General features: G+C 52.9%; 13 protein-coding genes. 11 read left to right on the top strand and 2 right to left on the bottom strand.

Annotated elements, in window-relative coordinates; translation table 11 throughout:
* Nucleotides 1-437: 437 nt before the first annotated feature.
* Together EPA93_RS26495 and EPA93_RS26490 are read left to right on the top strand one after the other, a co-directional pair.
* Nucleotides 438-2,246 carry an FAD-dependent oxidoreductase gene (locus EPA93_RS26495; RefSeq protein ID WP_129890399.1) on the top strand — a complete coding sequence of 603 codons (1,809 nt, stop codon included), beginning with the start codon at nt 438-440 and terminating at the stop codon, nt 2,244-2,246.
* A gap of 303 nt (nt 2,247-2,549) precedes the next feature.
* Nucleotides 2,550-3,737 carry a S53 family peptidase gene (locus tag EPA93_RS26490; RefSeq protein ID WP_165423406.1) on the top strand — a complete coding sequence of 396 codons (1,188 nt, stop codon included), beginning with the start codon at nt 2,550-2,552 and terminating at the stop codon, nt 3,735-3,737.
* A 191-nt stretch (nt 3,738-3,928) separates the two neighbouring features.
* On the opposite strand, the gene EPA93_RS26485 is transcribed toward EPA93_RS26490, so the two are convergent.
* Nucleotides 3,929-4,792, bottom strand: coding sequence for a DUF1028 domain-containing protein (locus EPA93_RS26485; RefSeq protein WP_129890397.1), 864 nt, complete (start codon nt 4,790-4,792; stop codon nt 3,929-3,931).
* Nucleotides 4,793-5,115: 323 nt separating this feature from the next.
* Between EPA93_RS26485 and EPA93_RS26480 the strand changes: the two genes are divergently transcribed.
* The 4 genes from EPA93_RS26480 to EPA93_RS26465 all read left to right on the top strand — a co-directional run bounded on the left by EPA93_RS26480 (nt 5,116) and on the right by EPA93_RS26465 (nt 8,356).
* Complete coding sequence (locus tag EPA93_RS26480) at nt 5,116-5,775, top strand: sigma-70 family RNA polymerase sigma factor (RefSeq protein WP_129890396.1); 660 nt, start codon at nt 5,116-5,118, stop codon at nt 5,773-5,775.
* Nucleotides 5,756-6,967: a hypothetical protein gene (locus EPA93_RS26475; protein WP_129890395.1), complete on the top strand. Its 1,212-nt coding sequence runs from the start codon at nt 5,756-5,758 to the stop codon at nt 6,965-6,967. The genes EPA93_RS26480 and EPA93_RS26475 overlap by 20 nt, the downstream gene beginning before the upstream one ends.
* Before the next feature lie 255 nt (nt 6,968-7,222).
* Nucleotides 7,223-7,456, top strand: coding sequence for a helix-turn-helix domain-containing protein (locus tag EPA93_RS26470; protein ID WP_165423405.1), 234 nt, complete (start codon nt 7,223-7,225; stop codon nt 7,454-7,456).
* A gap of 288 nt (nt 7,457-7,744) precedes the next feature.
* On the top strand, nt 7,745-8,356 hold the full coding sequence (locus EPA93_RS26465; protein WP_129890393.1) for a TetR/AcrR family transcriptional regulator: 612 nt from the start codon (nt 7,745-7,747) through the stop codon (nt 8,354-8,356).
* Between the two features lie 66 nt (nt 8,357-8,422).
* On the opposite strand, the gene EPA93_RS26460 is transcribed toward EPA93_RS26465, so the two are convergent.
* Nucleotides 8,423-8,878 carry an SRPBCC family protein gene (locus tag EPA93_RS26460; RefSeq protein ID WP_129890392.1) on the bottom strand — a complete coding sequence of 152 codons (456 nt, stop codon included), beginning with the start codon at nt 8,876-8,878 and terminating at the stop codon, nt 8,423-8,425.
* Nucleotides 8,879-9,604: 726 nt separating this feature from the next.
* On the opposite strand from EPA93_RS26460, the gene EPA93_RS26455 reads away from it, so the two are divergent.
* From EPA93_RS26455 to EPA93_RS26435, 5 genes are all read left to right on the top strand, one after another.
* Entirely contained in the window at nt 9,605-10,789 is a 1,185-nt protein-coding gene (locus EPA93_RS26455) for a 2-isopropylmalate synthase (RefSeq protein ID WP_129890391.1), read from the top strand.
* Between the two features lie 466 nt (nt 10,790-11,255).
* Nucleotides 11,256-12,659, top strand: coding sequence for a 3-isopropylmalate dehydratase large subunit (gene leuC, locus EPA93_RS26450; protein ID WP_129890390.1), 1,404 nt, complete (start codon nt 11,256-11,258; stop codon nt 12,657-12,659).
* Nucleotides 12,660-12,693: 34 nt separating this feature from the next.
* Nucleotides 12,694-13,317: a 3-isopropylmalate dehydratase small subunit gene (gene leuD, locus EPA93_RS26445; protein ID WP_129890389.1), complete on the top strand. Its 624-nt coding sequence runs from the start codon at nt 12,694-12,696 to the stop codon at nt 13,315-13,317.
* Between the two features lie 132 nt (nt 13,318-13,449).
* Complete coding sequence (gene pdhA / locus EPA93_RS26440) at nt 13,450-14,529, top strand: pyruvate dehydrogenase (acetyl-transferring) E1 component subunit alpha (protein ID WP_129890388.1); 1,080 nt, start codon at nt 13,450-13,452, stop codon at nt 14,527-14,529.
* A gap of 5 nt (nt 14,530-14,534) precedes the next feature.
* Nucleotides 14,535-15,512, top strand: coding sequence for an alpha-ketoacid dehydrogenase subunit beta (locus EPA93_RS26435; RefSeq protein ID WP_207229213.1), 978 nt, complete (start codon nt 14,535-14,537; stop codon nt 15,510-15,512).
* The last annotated feature ends 1 nt before the right edge of the window (nt 15,513 follow it).

Here is a 15,513-nt window from a genome sequence, read left to right as displayed (position 1 = left end):
TTCTCCAACTATGCTATAATCCTATAAGAAAATTTATCTCTGTTGCAGACTTAGTTTAAGTAATGTGCAAAGTTTTTCTCCGCCTGCGGCGGTTGGGGGGATAGGGAAGGCTGGGGGCGATCCGCTAGCTCGTGGCATGCCCCAGGCCACACCAGAGATTTTGACTCTGGACCCCTTTAGCTAACATTGCACATCATGTCTGTTAATCTTTTCGGACTCGTTTAAGTAATACTAGCCCATATAGCCAGGAAGCGGCAGCCAGATGAGCATAGAAGCCTGTCTCCATCTGCTTTGAGGATACAGCAAGAGGCTATGAGGGGTATTTTAATTTTGTTAGATAGGCTGTGTGGCGAGAGCCCAGTACATTTTCCCCTGCTCTATATGCTAGTGATAGCTTTATTGGAATGTAGCATGGAGGGCCAGGAAAGGATCTTGAGATGATTGATCCCGATAAGGAACTAGAATCTCGATACCAATCGGTGGCAGTGACGCCCGACTGGTATCAAACAAATATTCCGTGTCAGGTGGGATGTCCTGCCCATACGGATGTAGCTACCTACATTGGGTTGATTTCACAAGCCCGCTTTGATGAAGCATATCTGTTGAACCGTAAGGCAAATGTGGTCCCCGGTGTGCTGGGGCGCACGTGCGCGCGTCCCTGTGAGCCAGTCTGCCGCCGTAACAAAATTGACGGTAAGCCAATTGCAATTTGTTGGTTAAAGCGTGCTGCGGCCGATCACCGCGAGTATCGCCATCATGCTGAGCGCCCTCCGGTAACGAGGGACAAGAAGATCGCGATTATTGGGGCCGGCTCGGCAGGCCTGGCCTGTGCGCGTGATCTGCGCGAGATGGGTTATCCCGTAACGATGTATGAGCAGTATCCCACCGCAGGCGGCGTCATGGTTAACGGTATTCCTGTCTGGCGTCTGCCCCGCGATGTCACGCGCGAAGAGTGCGACGAATATATGGAAGATCTGGGCGTGGAAGTCAAGTACAACGTCAGAGTTGGGCGCGACGTGCAAATGACGGATCTCCTGAAAGAGTATGATGCTGTTTTCATTGCCGCAGGCTGCTATATTCCAAATGCCATGACCGGCCCCGATAATAAGGTGATCCCCGGCGCAGACCTCAAGGGCGTTGAGGACGGCATCAAGCTGCTAGAGAAGACGAATTATGGCGAGCCTGCCTTTATTGGCAAGCGCGTAGCCGTGCTGGGTGCTGGCTTCACCGCTATGGACTGCTGCCGTACGGCCATTCGCTTTGGCGCCGATAAAGTCTATGTTATGTATCGCCGCTCAAAGGAAGAGCAGCCTTCTGATGAGTATGAAGTGGATGAGGCCATGCTGGAGCACGTAGAGTTCCAGTACCTGGTTACGCAGGCCGCCGTTCTGACGAAAGATGGCATTCATGCCAGCGGCGTGCGCTTCATTCGCAACAAACTTGGCGATCCCGATGCAGGCGGCCGTCGCCGTCCGATCGCGATCCCCGGCACCGAATTTGATATTGAGGTGGATACAGTTATTCCGGCCTTTGGTCAGTATAGCGATACCTCCTGGCTGCAGGCCGAAGAGCTGGGTTTGGAAGTCAACAAATGGGGCGTGCCTTTGATCGACCTGGATACCTGGATGACAAGCTATCCCGGTCTCTTCGCCGGCGGCGACTATACGCAGGGCGCGCGTAATCTGATCTCGGCTATCGGCGATGGCCGCGATGTAGCCGGGGCCATTAACCGCTATCTGGGCGGCGAGGATATCCCACCCGAGCCCGCGGAAGAGGTTGAGCTGCCTGACTATCGCCGTGGTATGGTTGACAATTATGAGTCTATCCCGCACCAGATGCTTCCTTCGCTCTCGCTGAAGGACCGCTATAGCAATACGCGTGAGACCGAGACCGGCTATTCTCCTGAAGAGGCAGTAATTCAGGCTCGCCGCTGTCTGCAGTGCCAGTTGAATATTATGATTGATCCCTCGATCTGTATTCTCTGCTCTGGCTGCGTGGATATCTGCCCTTATGACTGCATCAGTATGGAAGGCCTTTCCCGCGTGGTGAAGAGCGATCCGATGCACCAGGGAACCGAGACATGGCGCGGTGGCGCTGATATGATCATTGACGAGGAGAAATGTATCAGGTGTGGTCTGTGTATCGTGCGCTGCCCAACCGATGCCATTTCTATGGTTCAGTTTAGAGTGGCCAGCCCCAATGATCGCTGGACCGTCTCCAAGATTCCGATCTTAAATATGCACTAGGATAACCCGTGAACACCCTTAAAGGTGGATGCCCATAAACGGAGCGTCCAGCTGGCAGGAGTGTTCATGGCCAGTCTCCGCCAGGTTGTCAGGCTTCCCCTATAGGGCCGGCCCTGCGCAAAACTAGAGAGACGAGGATGCGTTGCAGGTTTTCTGCTCCTCCTCGTCTCTTTTTATTATTTCTGCGCAAAATTAGGCTACTAAACCCTGCTGTATTGCTTGCCGATTATACTATATATAGCGTAATGGTACGCATAGAGGTTGTAGTTTGTACTGTCAAGTAGAATGGGGGAAGCCTTTTTTATGCGTAAGCTCGTATCAACCTCGTTAGCCATCGGGCTCATTGCCCTGCTCGCCATGTTTAGCTCTGTGATGCCTGCCTCAGCTCACACCACTGATTCTATCCTGAAGGATCATATCGCCGCCTATGCTCACTTATATCTTCGGGTGCATAAGTTCGCGCATAACGATAGCGCCAGCGGTTACACAGCCGCTCAGCTCAGGAAAGCCTATGGAGTCAGCCAGCTCAGCAACAAAGGAGATGGTGTGACAATAGCCGTCGTGTCAGCCTATGGGAACCCGAATGCCCAGGCAGATTTAGATAAATATAGTTCTGACTATGGCCTACCCAGCACAAAGCTAAAGGTAGTGTATCCAAACGGCAAACCGTCCTCGGTTGATGAGGGTTGGGCCCTGGAGACTAACCTGGATCTTCAGATGGCCCATGTCATGGCTCCTAATGCCTATATCGTGCTAGAAGCTGGCGTTGATGCCTCGCTTGACAGCCTCTTTGGGGCCGTCAAGGATGCCTATATAAATCAGGGAGCAGATATTGTCTCCATGAGCTTTGGCACCAACGAGTTCGATATGGAGACCTCGAACGATGTCGATGGAGTCCTCGCTGAAGGTTCACATAAAGGCATTAGCTTTACTGCAGCTTCTGGCGATAATGGCTATGGAACCCAGTATCCGGCCGCTTCGCCGTATGTGACTGCGGTAGGAGGCACCACGCTTAATACCAAACCTGACGGCACATATGTCAGCGAGAGCGCCTGGGATGGGAGTAGTGGCGGCATCAGTATGTACGAGAATCGTCCCGCTTATCAAAAGGGATTCAACCGGCATGGTATGCGTGGAGTGCCGGATGTCGCCATGGTTGCCGATCCAGATACTGGCGTCTCGATCTATGACAGCTATGGCTATAGCGGCCAGAAAGGCTATTTTGTCGTCGGTGGCACAAGCGCGGCAACTCCGCTCTTTGCGGGCATACTGGCTCTTGGAAAACAGATCCATAAGGCCAGGCTTGGTAACGCTGACACCGCCATTTATAATATCGCAAGGACAAAGTATGCAAGCGATTTCCATGATATTACAAGTGGGAGTAATGGCTCATGTGGAGATGTGTGCCGGGCGACACAGGGCTATGATTTTGTAACCGGGTTGGGCAGTCCAGTTGCTAACAAGTTAGTTCCCGACCTTGCCGCTCAGTAGTCTTGTTGCAAAATTTTATGAGTAGGGGTTGCAAGGGGCATAGTCCCTTGACTGGGGGTCTGGAGGCACAGCCCCCCAATCCCCCTCCTGCCGCGCCGTCGTAGGCGGCGCACAAAAAGAGGCACGACCCACGTTTTGTTATCTCTGCCTAACTGAATAGCATGGCGGCTCCTGGTACGTCAGGTGAGCCTTTAAGATCCTCCCTGAGCTTTCTCGCGCATAAATTGCAGAACATGGCGATCAATCCTCGAATCGTCAAACCAGCGCGACTCCAGATTTTCGCGGCCACTGTAGCGGCGAAATGCCTCGCGTGTCGCAGCATCATAGGAACCATGAAGCTGGCCCTGGTAGTCGCCAGTGCTGGTTAAGATCTCTTGAATTTCCCGCGCTAGCTCCGCATTGATAGGAAGAATATCCTGGGGCTCGCTGGGGAACAGATACAACTTATGAAGCTTGAGAATGCGCTGTAATTCCTCAATTGGCTGCGGATGATCATCTACGCGTAGATCGATGAAGCGATCGTTAAAGCCGCTATAGCCACCTTGAGGACGCACAACAAGTAACGCAGCAGATTGCTGGCCACGGCTATCGCCACCGGCGGCCTGACCGGCGGCCAGGGCTGCTAGCAAGCGATCACAGAGCAGACCTTGTGTTTCTTCAAATGTGCGGGCCATAGCTTGCACGGTTTCTGCCCCGACGAGGATATTGCCCTGACAGGCATAGTCGTCACCGGTAAGTCCGCCGGCCCAGGAAAAGCAGCCAGTTCCCGTATAAGTCGCCGGTTTTCCGCTTGCGCCGACAATGCCTATCTGGCGGTCGGCGTGGCCCTCGTCCTCGCTGGTCAATTTCTCAACTGTCTCGGCCGCAGAGAGTCCGCTGGCAAGTAATTCTAGCCCTTTGGGACCGTAGGAGGCATTTGCCCAGGCTTGCGTAGCAATAGCTCCTACCCCGGCTTTGGCCCAGGGTACCACGGCTCCCACGGCTAGAAATTTAGATTGAACGGCGATGCCCAGCTCCCCATGTTGTGGGTCACGCGCTACTATGGAAAACGTCATGAAATTCCTCCAGAATATGCTTGAAATGTTGGCGCCCGCATGAAATAATAGACTTTAATTATATAACACCGATGCCTGGCATCGTATATTTGGAAACGGCCATAAGTACTTGACTTTTGTGGCGCTTTTGCACACAATTGTAGAAAGCCAGATTGATGAGAGATATGTCCCCTCACGGACGTATATTCATCATAGTGATGGCGAGTGTACCACCGATCGAGATATCTCTTACCTCGCATGAGCTAATTCACTAAGTGCTACCAGTGAGGTGCCGAAGGCTCTGTATTATTCAAGGGATAGACTCAGGTCAGCAAGGAGCTAGAATGGTGCGACATGACTGGTCGGATGATGACCTCGCTCTACGGTTGCATGAGCATAACCCAGAGGCTCTGGAAACACTCATCTCCCGCTATTCTCGTGAAGTATTTTATTTTATTCGTTTGGTGTTAGATGGTGTAGGCGTTTCGCAAGATGCGGAGGAATGCGTCAATGATCTCTTCATTGCCGTATGGCAAGAGATTGACACATTCGATCCGGCCAGAGGGACGCTGCGCACCTGGTTAACAATGCGTGCAAAGTATATCGCGTTAGATCGCCGACGCCAGCTGTGCCGACGTCAAATGCATAACTGGCAACCGCCAGCAGAGAAACGACAATGGAACTCGGCAGACGGATCTGGAAGCCGCAGTACTAATACTTGGGAGTACGATACAAGGACGATCCTTCCTTTACATGCAGAAGCTAGTATGGAACATCTGCTAGAGCAGAGTGAGAGACGCGAAGAATTGCGCCTCGCCCTGGCAACGCTGCCTGAGCTGGACCGCTATTTGATTTATCAGCGTTATTTTAAGTTTGCCAGTACTGAAGAATTGGCGGCAAAAACAGGCCTGACCCGCCATGCTGTCGATACCCGGCTCTGGCGAGCGCGGAAAAGCTTGCGCGAAGTGCTCAAGGAGCGTGCATATGAGTATGAGCGAATTTGAACGACGTCATCTACATGAAGCAAAGGATGAACCATGCCTATCAACTGAGCCTGAGAGCCCTTATCCTGCTGATTTCTCTGAAGATGAGATCACTTTTGCGCAAGAGCTGGAAAGCCTTTTTTCTCCCGATGCGGAAGAGCTTCCTCCCTATTTTGTGCAAACTCTGCTTGAGGCTGAGGATAATCGCTACCAGGCTGTAAGCTCTGATTTTGAACACAAGGTAAAGGCGCGTGTCTTCCGTGAGCTTCATCTAGAGCGTCGTGTCACTCGCTCATACCGACCTTCTTTGCGCTCCATTTTGCAGGCCCCGCGCTTGCCTCGCCCGGCTGTGGCCCTTGTCGCTGCCTGTATGGTGCTTATGCTTGTAACCATGGCTGCTACCAGCAACGCTTTTAGCGCGGGCTTGAGTTTTCTCCTCTCGGGTAACGCGAATAATGCTGTGCAGACAAAGCCTCATGCTCCAAACGGGTACGCAGCTCCTCGGCTGCGCGATGAGGAGCGTTCTATAGTTCAGCAGAAAGAGATCAATGTTTTGACGGCTCAGCAGCAGCTTAAGTTTCCGCTATACTGGCCAACGACAACTCCTTCAAACTATACGCTGAGAAAGATCTTTCTCTATAATGGAGATGATCCGGCCTGGGCCGATGGACCCATCGTGCAGTTGAATTATGATTATATGATTCCCGGCTTAACTACGCATGGCACCGGTAAGATTACGATCAATGAGTTTAAGCCGCTTGATAAGACGACGCAAGTTCTCAGGCTGGGGACCGCTCATCGCTTGCAGATCGAAAATGGGCACGTTCAGTCGGTGAGCGTAGATGGGCAGTGGATACCTATCGATAACTCCTCACATGAGTGGGTCTATGGTACAAATAGTGAGATGATTTATGAGCATGGCGGGGTAATCTTCTGGATCGTTGGCGATCAACGCGATGGCATCGATGCCGCGGCCCTGGGAGATATTGCTACCTCTCTACAGCCCTTTATCGATGGAAACGCTTTTCGCCTGGCCAGTCGCCTGGGTAATATGCCCGAGTTTGCTAATAATGGGAGCGAAGCCCTGGCCAATACTGCAGTGTATCTTGATAAGCCCGATGCTGGGACCTCGGCTTTGATTGTCTGTGGCCCTGAGCCTTCTTCCCTTGATGCTTTTCCGCCTTCAAAGTTAAATATTCATCTTCCTTCGTAAATAGTGCTTCCGCCACCTTAGCTCTGGCTGGCTCTTCTGACAGCTAGCTTCTCTTGCCCATGCCTCACACCTCGTACTCGCTTGATAAGCTCTTCCGGACTAAAACCTGATCACTAGACAATAACCGGTTCATCTGGTATGCTCTTAAACAGAGGAGTGTAGGTAAAAACATTATGTGTAGTAGATTCAGGCGTTAGTACTTCTCTAGCAACGTCGCCGGGGAGGGTAATGGCCTATACCTCAAGGGAGAGGCATATGAAACAATTAACTGCTAAAGGGCGTGAGAAGGCTTCTAAATCCCATGGTTTGCCTAATCTGCGGCTCTTACGGCAACGCCGCGGGCTGAGCCTTGGCCAGCTGGCGGATCTCACGGGTTTGCGTCGTGATACGATTGCTCACCTGGAAAATGGACGCGAAGATCCCCAACCCTATCATGTACGCGTGCTCGCATATGTGCTGCAGGTGCGGACTTTCGACCTTGTTTCATAAGAAAAGCACGTCTCAGTAGAGGTTCACAGGCGGATAGTGCTTGATCTTATATAAAGGGCATCTCTTCTCTACAAGTGGATGCCCTGCTAATCGTTCTCCGATCATTCTCGCTCCTTCCTCTCTGCTTGACTTCTTATTTCTTTCTTTTTATAATTAATTATCTAATAAATTAATTGATGAGAGGCGTACAAGCTTTGTCGGCAACTCTTCAAGTCGGCAGATAATTGGGGCGTATCGCCTCGGCTGCCCCACCGAGGGGCGCAAAACTTAGAGAATGGGTGGAATGCGATGGCCAGAACTCCAAAGATAGTGGAAGACCGTAAAGAGCAGATACTTGACGCCGCGATGCGTGTTTTCGCGCAAAAGGGTTTTAATAGGACTACCAATAAAGATATTGCGCAGGAAGCGGGAATTACGCCCGGCTTGATCTATCATTATTTTGCTAACAAAGAAGCTTTGCTCAAGGAACTGATGGCCGAGCGCTCCCCAGCCCGCGTTCTGCGCACAGCTTCGCCACAGCTATTGGAGCAGCCGCCCGCAGCTTTTTTTCACTTTTTGATCATGCAGGTGCTCAGCGTGGCCGATGGTGAGCAATTTAGCCAGTTTGCACGTATATTCCTGCCAGAGGTATTGCATAACCCTGGCATAGCACCTGTGAGCATTTCTTTTTTGCAGGATGTGATAGCCTTCATCGCCAATTATCTGCAGACACAAATGGATCGTGGGGTCATTCGCAGCATGGATGCTAGCCTGACCGCTCAGACAATAGTGGGCTGCGTTATAGGTTTTATCATGCGTCGCATTGTATTTCAAGATCCCCAGGCCAAGCAGTATACCCATGCGCAAATCGCCGATACGATCATTAGCACAACTATGCAGGGCCTGTTGCCTCGCCAATAAAAAAAGTGGTGGTAGCACATATGCTACCACCGTTCAATAGTTATTTTGGCTAAATTAGAAAAGATATTATGCTCTAGTAGTGCTAACCTGCTTTTCAAAGTTTTTGAAGAATTGATCAAGGGCCACCTTTACCGCGCCCTTGATGATCATGTCAGGGGTAGCGGCGATCTTGCCTTCTAGCTGTGCGTGGGTATTGTAGGAAAGGTTGGTGCCTTCGGCATCGTCGCTAAGATCGATAGCGCAAGTGGCTTTGACGGAGCCAAGGGAACTGGTCGGCTCGGCAATCAGGACGACGCGCGAAGGTACTACGATCTCGCCAGTCTGCAAGAATACGGTGTAGGGGCCTTTGAGTCCCGGAATGTTGAGTAAGACTGTCAATTTCAGCTGGCGGCCGCTAGGAAAGTCCACAAACTCGGCAGCTTCGCAGCCCGGAATGCAATTTTTGAGAATTTCAGGGTTTTGCAGCGCTTCAAATACCTGAGGTCGAGGCGCTTTAACTTTCTGGCTACCTGTAATATCCATACCTGTTGTTTTTCCCTCTTCTATAGTTTTTCTTTAAAACATACGCTATGAGAACATTCCAGTCGGAGCTTCTCATTTTGCCCGGAATATCAGCCTATAAAGCTGAGCCGGTGAGCAAATTCTTGTTGGGGAAAGGCGTTTTTATAGGGGACATCCTACCCCCACCTGGTTGCGGCGATAAATACACGGCGGGAAATAAAGAAAAGCCTCAAGCCACTCCTTATCCCGACTCTATTATAGTGGAGAAGCTAGATATGGCTCAATGCGTCGGTAAAGAAGTACTACTGCGTTGTCCCGGGAAACCCTTTTGTCGCGAGAAAAGCAAGCTTGCTGCTATTTATAACGCTACAGTTATATCTCTATGTGGCAATATCTCTACAATGATGGTAAAATACGTTTGTAGGGAGCTTGACGATAAGGACGATGTAGTTCTGACTGCTCTGCAGTGTTCCTGATTATGTAGGAGATAGACATGCCAGATCACCCTCCTCCAGAGAACGTATCCCTGGCAGCATATACGCGGTTTCGTGGTCCGCATGCGCTGGTTTCTGCTGTATCTGGCTGCGCTCATGCCTTCTTTTCTTGGGTCTGCGCCAACCGGTGCCTTGACCATTATTTACTGAGATTAGCCCCGATCACGCATCCGATAGATGATTCTACCTGTCTATACGATTGGCCCGAGTAGTTTTGTGTACAGCTGATGTTTTGTCACAAAGGAGTGATTTTATGGCAACGGAACCTCGCATCATCAAGATTTATGAGACCACACTGCGTGATGGCGAGCAGACTCCTGGGGTTAATTATTTCCCCGAGGAGAAGCTACAGATTGCCCAGGCCCTTGCTGATATGGGCTGCGATACTCTGGATTGTGGCTTTCCCATCTCGTCACCTGGTGAATTTGAGGCGGTGCGCCTTATCGCTTCGAAGATCGATAATGCCGAGATTCTAGCAATTGGTCGTGCGAATATTGCCGATATCGATCGAGCCTGGGAGGCCGTCAAGATCGCGGCTCATCCCGTAATCGAGCCCTTTATCAGTATCTCGCCCTTGCACCGTGAGGTGAAGCTTGGAAAGACGCGCGAGCAGGTGCGGGAGATGGCGCGCGTGGCTGTCGCGCATGCTCGCACGCTGACCGAGAACGTAGATTTTGCCTTAGAAGATACAACCCGTACCGAATTTGATTTCATTCTTGAGGTTTGTGATGCCTTGCTGAAGGAGGGCGTGCGCTTCATCACAATTTGCGATACTGTTGGGGTTGCTTTGCCCTGGGAATTTGGCAAGCTGATTGCCGATCTCAAGCGCGAGTTTCCCCAGATTCGTATCTCCGCCCATTGTCATGATGATCTGGGGCTGGCCGTGGCCAATGCCCTGACGGGCTTGCGCAACGGCGCTGAACGTGTCGATACGTGCATTAATGGCCTGGGCGAGCGCGCTGGCAATGCCGCGACCGAAGACATTGTGATGGCCATTCGGACGCGCTCGGCAGATCTGGGCATGGATGTCAAGGTGGACACGACGAAGCTGGTGCCGACCAGTCGCCTGATTGCCAAGTTATCGGGCATGCAACCACAATGGACGAAATCTGTCGTGGGGGCCAATGCTTTTGCGCATGGCGGTGGTATCCATCAGGATGGCGTGCTCAAGGATGCCCGTACTTACGAGATTATGACCCCGGAATCTGTTGGCTTGACTGCTGCTGATCGTCGCATGCATGTTGGCAAGCTCTCGGGACGCGCGGCGCTTGATGCGCAGATGCGTGAGCTGGGCTATCAGCTGGAGCGCGAGCAGCTGAATAAGGCCTTTGATATGGCCAAGCTGCTGCTGGGCAAGAAGAAGGTTCTTGAAGAGATGGACATGCGCTATATTGCCGATAGTATTACTGGCAGTGTAGACCAGCAGCCGGCAGTATAGAGCTGGGATCGCTAATAGCAAGCCTTGACCTTTTCCTCTTCTGTCAGCGCCGTCAGAGGAGGAAAGGCCGGCTATGGGTTTGGCCGGGATACTATTTTTAGCAGCGTCTGTGAAGCAAGATACGTCCCTATTTACCTGCCAAGCAGAGCGGGTCCGGGATCGGTTAGAAGAGACAAGCTGCGCACACCTGGGAGCCAGGGACTTCCCATGTTCAAGAAAGGGATTGTTGAAGGCTTAATGCGCTATATTGCGGCGTGCCCCAACGTTTCCTCTTCTTCGTTGCCGTCAGGTGGCCCAAATGAGAAGCGGAAACCCCTGGGTTGGGGATAGAAGCACATGACCTTCAAGGGCGTAATGTGGTAACATGTAGTAACCGTGCGTAGCAGAGATATCAATCACGTCAGGTATCTCCGCTACGCGCCGCCCACGATCCGACCTGATTCTTAAAATCCTGGGAGTTATTGCTATGCCAAAAACGATGTTTGATAAGATTTGGGATGCTCACGTTGTGAGAGATGTCCCCGGCGAATCTACTATTCTCTATATCGATCGCCACCTTGTACACGAGGCTACTTCTCCGCAAGCCTTTGCCGGCTTAAAGGCTGCTGGCTTACCAGTGCGTCGCCCCGACGCTACAGTCGCCGTGCTTGATCACAATGTGCCTACGGTAAGTGGGCGTCGTATGCTTGATGTTGTCGATCAGGCGAGCAGCTTATGTATCACGACTATGGAGCAGAATGCCCGAGATTTCGGCGTAACGCTCTTCAAAATGAATGATCAGCAACAGGGAATCGTGCATATCATTGGGCCGGAGTTAGGCCTTACCCTTCCTGGGATGACGCTTGTCTGTGGGGACTCGCATACTTCCACACATGGTGCCTTAGGCGTATTTGCAATCGGTATCGGGACCAGCGAAGTTGAGCACGTGCTGGCTACGCAGTGCTTGCTGCAGAAAAAGCCCAAAACCATGAATATTCGCATTGAGGGTGAGCTGGGCCCTGGCGTGACGGCCAAAGATCTGGCCCTGGCCCTCATCGGCAAGTTTGGCACTGGCGTCGGTACTGGCCATGTCATTGAGTTCAGTGGCTCTACAGTACGCAGCCTCTCGATGGAAGGGCGCATGACGCTCTGTAATATGGCGATTGAGGCGGGCGCCCGTGCCGGTATGGTTGCTCCCGACGAAACCACATTTGCCTACATCAAGGGCCGCGCCTATGCACCACAGGGCGAACTCTTCGAGCAGGCAGTGGCCTCGTGGCGACAGCTGGCCAGCGATCCCGATGCGCACTTTGATGCAGTTTATGAATTCAATGCAGCAGGCCTGGGGCCGCAGGTGACCTGGGGCACCAATCCCGGTATGGTCGCCGATGTGGCAGCTAATGTGCCCGATCCAGCCGCCCAGGAGGATGAGCTGAGCAAAAAGAGCTATGAGCGTGCGCTGCAATATATGGGCTTGCAGCCGGGGCAGAAGATCAAGGATATCAAGCTGGATACCGTCTTTATCGGCTCTTGCACAAACTCGCGCCTTGAAGATTTGCGCATGGCGGCAAAATATGTCAAGGGCAAGCGTGTCGCGCCCTCGGTGCGGGCACTTGTGGTTCCGGGCTCAATGCAGGTGCGTCGCCTTGCCGAGGAAGAGGGACTTGCTGATATCTTCCGCGAAGCTGGCTTTGAGTGGCGTGAAGCTGGTTGTAGCATGTGTATTGCCATGAATGGCGATCGCCTCTCGGAGGGTGAGCGCTGCGCCTCGACCAGCAATCGTAACTTTGAGGGTCGCCAGGGACGTGGCGGACGCACGCACCTGGTCAGCCCGGCGATGGCTGCCGCCGCCGCTATTGCTGGACATTTTGTGGATATTCGCGAGCTCTAGCCTGCGCCTACATCTTTATGGGAGTTGGAAGTTTATGGAACCTTTTGTAAAACTCACGGGCCTGGTGGCTCCGCTGGATCGGACCAATGTCAATACCGATGAGATTACGCCGGCCCGCTTCTTGAAATCGATCAAGCGCACAGGCTTTGCCGAGGCGCTGTTTGCCAACTGGCGTTTCCAGGCCGATGGCTCGCCCAATCCTGATTTTGTCCTGAACAAGCCACGCTATCAGGGAGCTACGATTCTTGTCGCCGGCGATAATTTTGGTTGTGGCTCTTCGCGCGAGCATGCTCCCTGGTCGATCCGTGAGTATGGTTTTCGCTGTTTGATTGCGCCAAGTTTTGCCGATATCTTCTACAATAACTGCTTCAACAATAGCATTCTCCCGGTTACTCTGCCTGAGGAGACCGTGAGCCAGCTATTCAAGGAGATTGAGGCAAATGAGGGATATACGCTGAGCGTGGATCTGGAGGCCCAAACGATCACCCGGCCGGATGGAAGCGCGCTAAGCTTTGAGCTTGACCAGTTTAGAAAGCAGGCTTTGCTTAAAGGACTTGACAATGTGGGCTGGACGCTTTCTCATAATAATGAGATCGCCGCTTACGAAGCGCGCCGCAAACAGGATGCACCCTGGGTCTATATTGGCGGAGCGCGTTAATACGTTTCTTGCTTGATGGGGCAACCATGACAATGGCGTCGCGGTTGCTCTGCGCCTGCCCATCCTGGATTTGTTACCTATCTGCTTACGGATAACGCTTATTTTCTTAAAAAGCCACTGAAGGAGTAAACCGTGACGATCCAACAGATTGATCCTGGAATGGTCGCCTATCAGATCCTCGATGCCGAGGGTAATCTGGTGGGGAAAATGCCCAACCTTAGCACAGAACGTTTGCTGGCTCTGTATCGCGCTATGCATCTGGGGCGAGCTTTCTCAAATAAGATCATTGCCTTGCAGCGGCAGGGACGTGCGACAACCTTCGGGTCGCTGGTGGGTCAGGAGGCGACGGCGGTTGGCCTGGCGGCTCCCTTACAGCCCCAGGATTGGCTGGCCACCTCGTATCGCGAAATAGCTTCTCTCCTGCTGAAGGGCGTGCCCCTTTCCACGCTTATCTATTCGTTCCGTGGCTTTACTCCCGCTTATCCCCGCGAGGCCCATTGCCTGCCGATTCAGATCGTGATCGGGACGCAGCTGTTGCACGCAGTTGGCCTGGCCATGGCGGCCAAAATCGCTGGCGATCCGGTTGTCTCTGTTGGCGTATGCGGAGATGGCGCCACTTCTGAGGGCGATTTCAATGAAGCCTTGAACTTTGCCGGCGTCTTTCAGGCTCCCGTTGTGCTGGTGGTGCAGAATAATGGCTGGGCGATCAGCGTGCCTCGTCAGCACCAGTCGGCGGCCCCAACGTTTGCGCAGCGCGGGGCCGGATTTGGCATTCCATCGGTGTTTGTCGATGGTAATGATCTGCTGGCGGTCTATGATGTAATGCAGCAGGCAGTTGAGCGCGCCCGAGCTGGCGAGGGTCCGACGCTGGTTGAGGCGCTTACCTATCGTATGGGCGCGCATACCACTGCCGATGATCCGACGCGCTATCGAGATGCGGCCGAGGTCGAGTCCTGGCGGACTAAAGATCCCATCGCCCGCGTGCGCAACTACTTGCTCAAGTGCGACCTGCTGAGCGAAGAGCAGGATGCGCGGATGCTCGCTGAAATTGAGGAAGAGCTCAATCAGGCAGTGAATGAGGCTGAAGCTGTGCCACCGCCCCCACCCGATGAATTCTTTGACTATATGGCTGCCAGTCTCTCGCCGCGCCTACAAGAGCAGCGCAAGGATCTTGTCCATTATGCGCAGCAGAAAAAAGATAGGAGAGGATAACAGCCATGCAATCAACGATGATTGAAGCCTTGAATCAAGCCCTGGCCCTGGAACTTGAGCGTGACAAGCGGGTTGTCCTTTTAGGACAGGATATCGGCCCCAACGGTGGCGTATTCCGGGTCACCGAACATCTGCAGAAGAAGTTCGGCGGGCAGCGCGTCTTCGATACCCCTCTCTCAGAATCGGCGATTATTGGTAGCTCGGTGGGCATGGCGGTGTATGGCCTGCGACCCATCGCGGAGATCCAGTTTGCCGGCTTCCTCTTTGTCTGTATGAATCAGCTGGTAACGCAGGCGGCGCGCATGCGTACCCGCAGCGCCGGTGTCTTTACCTGTCCTCTTGTCGTGCGCGCTCCCTATGGCGGAGGCGTGCGCACCCCGGAACTACACTCGGATAGCCTGGAAGGCATTTTTATGCAGACGCCTGGGCTCAAAGTAGTTATCCCCTCCAATCCTTACGATGCGAAAGGCCTGCTCTCGGCTGCCGTAGCCGATCCCGATCCCGTCCTATTTCTAGAGAATATCAAGTTGTATCGCTCATTTCGCCAGGAGGTTCCCGCAGAGCACTATACCATCCCTCTGGGTAAGGCCAATGTGCTGCAGGAAGGCAGCGATGTGAGCGTATTTGCCTATGGGGCGATGGTTCCGGTGGCGCAGGAAGCTGCGAAACTGGCTCAGAAGGAGATGGGCACAAGCGTTGAAGTGATCGATCTACGTACGATCTGGCCGCTGGATGAAGAGACGATCGCCGCTTCGGTCCAGAAGACAGGTCGCGCGCTTGTCGTACACGAGGCGGCACGCGCCGGCGGCGTGGGGGCCGAGGTGACGGCGATTATCAACGAACGCTGCCTCTATTCGCTTCTCAAGCCGATAGAGCGCGTGACCGGCTATGATACGCCTTATCCTGTTCCCGCTCAGGAAGATTACTATTTGCCCAATGCGCAAAAGGTGCTAGATGCCCTCAAGCGCGTCATGGAGCCCTGAA

Origin of the sequence: Ktedonosporobacter rubrisoli (assembly GCF_004208415.1) — a bacterium.
Classification (GTDB): domain Bacteria; phylum Chloroflexota; class Ktedonobacteria; order Ktedonobacterales; family Ktedonobacteraceae; genus Ktedonosporobacter; species Ktedonosporobacter rubrisoli.
The sequence above is the reverse complement of the archived record's forward strand: the minus strand, read 5'-3'. Positions and strand labels throughout refer to the sequence as shown.

What these genes read in the sequence shown, in the direction of transcription:
- EPA93_RS26490 (WP_165423406.1), top strand. Translation starts at nt 2,550, where the DNA reads ATGCGTAAGCTCGTATCAACCTCGTTAGCCATCGGGCTCATTGCCCTG.
- EPA93_RS26485 (WP_129890397.1), bottom strand. Translation starts at nt 4,792, where the DNA reads ATGACGTTTTCCATAGTAGCGCGTGACCCACAACATGGGGAGCTGGGC.
- EPA93_RS26455 (WP_129890391.1), top strand. Translation starts at nt 9,605, where the DNA reads ATGGCAACGGAACCTCGCATCATCAAGATTTATGAGACCACACTGCGT.
- EPA93_RS26495 (WP_129890399.1), top strand. Translation starts at nt 438, where the DNA reads ATGATTGATCCCGATAAGGAACTAGAATCTCGATACCAATCGGTGGCA.
- EPA93_RS26465 (WP_129890393.1), top strand. Translation starts at nt 7,745, where the DNA reads ATGGCCAGAACTCCAAAGATAGTGGAAGACCGTAAAGAGCAGATACTT.
- EPA93_RS26470 (WP_165423405.1), top strand. Translation starts at nt 7,223, where the DNA reads ATGAAACAATTAACTGCTAAAGGGCGTGAGAAGGCTTCTAAATCCCAT.
- leuD (WP_129890389.1), top strand. Translation starts at nt 12,694, where the DNA reads ATGGAACCTTTTGTAAAACTCACGGGCCTGGTGGCTCCGCTGGATCGG.
- EPA93_RS26475 (WP_129890395.1), top strand. Translation starts at nt 5,756, where the DNA reads ATGAGTATGAGCGAATTTGAACGACGTCATCTACATGAAGCAAAGGAT.
- leuC (WP_129890390.1), top strand. Translation starts at nt 11,256, where the DNA reads ATGCCAAAAACGATGTTTGATAAGATTTGGGATGCTCACGTTGTGAGA.
- EPA93_RS26435 (WP_207229213.1), top strand. Translation starts at nt 14,535, where the DNA reads ATGCAATCAACGATGATTGAAGCCTTGAATCAAGCCCTGGCCCTGGAA.
- EPA93_RS26460 (WP_129890392.1), bottom strand. Translation starts at nt 8,878, where the DNA reads ATGGATATTACAGGTAGCCAGAAAGTTAAAGCGCCTCGACCTCAGGTA.
- EPA93_RS26480 (WP_129890396.1), top strand. Translation starts at nt 5,116, where the DNA reads ATGGTGCGACATGACTGGTCGGATGATGACCTCGCTCTACGGTTGCAT.